General features: G+C 41.9%; 3 protein-coding genes. All 3 read right to left on the reverse strand.

The window, feature by feature from the left end; genetic code table 11:
- On the reverse strand, window positions 1-578 hold a 578-nt coding region (locus WBM60_RS17680), incomplete at its 3' end, for a GDP-mannose 4,6-dehydratase (RefSeq protein WP_424283430.1).
- 289 nt (window positions 579-867) lie between these two features.
- The gene (nusG, locus tag WBM60_RS17685) at window positions 868-1,356 is read right to left on the reverse strand and encodes a transcription termination/antitermination protein NusG (RefSeq protein WP_424283431.1); all 489 of its coding nucleotides are present in this window, start codon (window positions 1,354-1,356) and stop codon (window positions 868-870) included.
- Window positions 1,357-1,473: 117 nt separating this feature from the next.
- A partial coding sequence (locus WBM60_RS17690; RefSeq protein WP_424283432.1) for an MraY family glycosyltransferase occupies window positions 1,474-2,515 on the reverse strand: 1,042 nt, incomplete at its 5' end.

Genomic DNA, 2,515 nt, shown 5'->3' on the forward strand with positions numbered 1-2,515 from the left:
CGGATAGGTGATTCATGGTTAAACAAGATGCCATTGCATGCAAACATCCCATAGGCTTCCCTGTAGTTGACCGTTATCCAATAAGCATACAACTTAGCCACCCCGTATGGGCTTCGGGGATAGAAAGGGGTAGTTTCCGATTGTGGTACTTCCTGTACCTTGCCATACAATTCTGAGGTAGAAGCCTGGTAAATACGTGTTTTCTTTTCCATCCCCAGAAATCGGACTGCTTCTAATATCCGAAGCGTTCCTATCCCATCGGCGTTTGCTGTATACTCAGGGACCTCAAAAGATACCTGAACATGGCTCATGGCCGCCAGATTGTAAATTTCATCAGGCTGAATTTCCTGAATCAAACGTATTAGGTTGGTACTATCCGTCATATCGCCATAATGCAGCACAAAATTGCGGTCTTCAATATGCGGGTCCTGGTATAAATGATCTACTCTTTCTGTATTGAAGAGGGAGGACCGCCTTTTTAACCCATGCACCATATAGCCTTTTTTTAATAAGAGCTCACTTAAATAAGCCCCGTCCTGCCCGGTAACCCCTGTTATAAATGCAACTTTCTGTTTCATAGTCAATTATTTTAATCCTTATTGATCTCTTTTATATGCTTCTAATGATGACTTTTTCTCACGGCTCCGCCGCTATGAGTCCCATTTTAAATTGAACCGAAAGCGTTATTTTCGGTAAGAATGGTTCATAGTCTACCTCTTCGGCAAAGCCTATGAGGTACGATGTTACCACTTCAGCAAGCTTACGTGGTACTATGTTACGACTCCTGCAAGCCTAAGGAGGTACGATGGTGCCACTCCGGCAAGCCTAAGAGGCATGATGTTACCCCTACAGCAAGCTTAAGTGGTACTAAGGTACAAGGTCTGCCATCCGGGCCGTAATCCGGTAACCAAGTACCGGCAACACCAGCCTCACTTTGTGGGATCCTATTTTTTCTACAAGGGCCGTGCGGTCTTTTAATGCTCCGCGGGTAAACCTTACCTCTTCCCCAACAGCTAACTGTTCTATCCTGGAATCCTCCAGGGCCTCTCCATCCAGATATTCCTTTAACAATTGTATTTCAGATTCCTGTACTTTGGCGGCTTTGCCCTGCCAGAAAACATAGCGCACTACCCCCGGGATCGCAAATACCCGTTCTCGCTCTGCTTCTTCCAGACGTACAAATACATAGGAATTAAAATAAGGTTTACTGATTTTTTTCTTGCGATCGCTCCATTGCCGCACTGAAGTATAGGTTGGGCAATAGGCCTCTATGCCCTGTTCTACTAGCGCCTTATATATTTTTAATTCCCATCTGGGCCTGGTGCAGATTACATACCAATTCTTTGTCCTGTTCATCGTATTTCCTCAACTGTTGGTTGCTCTTGTTTCTTTTCCATTATAATATAAACCACTGCGCCTATTCACTTCTCTGAAAACTACGATTAATTGCCGGAGCATTATGGGCTTCTACGGCTATTTTGACTTAGAAGATTTATTCTTTTCCTTTAACTTTTTGGAGTCTACCAGGTGTAGTTTAGATTTTTCCAATTCTTTAATCCTTTTTTCTGAGAGCTCCATTTTCTCCTGATTATTGGCGCTGTTAACCGCAAGCTTTTGGGATCCATGGGACTCATCAATAAAGGATTTTCTTAAAGTTAGTATAGGCACGTATTTTCTAAGGTCCATGTCCACAATTCTTAAACGGTCCTTCCTAGCTCTTGCTTCATTTAATTTTATGGCATTTTCCCGAACCCTGGTAATATTAAACAAGAGGTAGTAAATTAAGGGTATAATCAAAGTGATCGTGAAAAGTTGCAGGTTGATCTCTAAATCTTTAAGCAGGTATGCCAATTCTATGGCAAGGACACTAACAATAGATAACATAATGGTGGCCTGCTTATGGCTAAAACCAAGGCTCAATAAACGATGGTGGATATGATTTCGGTCTGCGTCGAAAGGGCTTCGCCTTTCTCTTGCCCGGATCACAAAAACCCTGAGGGTATCCAATAAAGGAAAGGATAAAACCGCCAGCAATAGTACCGGTCCGTTATTTATAGTAAAAGAGGAAGAACCGCTTAAATTTAATTCCAGAAAACGAATCCCCTGATACGCCAGTAAGTAGCCAATGACCATAGAGCCCGAATCTCCCATAAATAATTTTTGGGTGCCGGACAGGTTATAGCGTAAAAATGCACTAATGGCCCCAATTAAACTAAAAGAAACCAATACCATCAGAAAATCATTATTTAAAAGAAAGAACAAGCCGAATGAAAAGCTCGCAATTATTCCTATGGCTCCCGCTAAACCATCTATTCCATCAATAAGATTAAAAGCGTTGATCACTAAAATAAACACAAATACCGTAAATACTACAGATACCAGATAGGGCAGTTCCCTAATACCTAATAGGCCTTCAAAACTTGTTATCCTTACATCGGTCAGGAAAATAACAATAGCTGTGGAAACAAGCTGTCCAAGAAATTTTTTCCTGGCCGCCAATGCAATAAGGTCATCT

The organism is Eudoraea sp., from assembly GCF_049669105.1.
Lineage (GTDB): Bacteria > Bacteroidota > Bacteroidia > Flavobacteriales > Flavobacteriaceae > Eudoraea.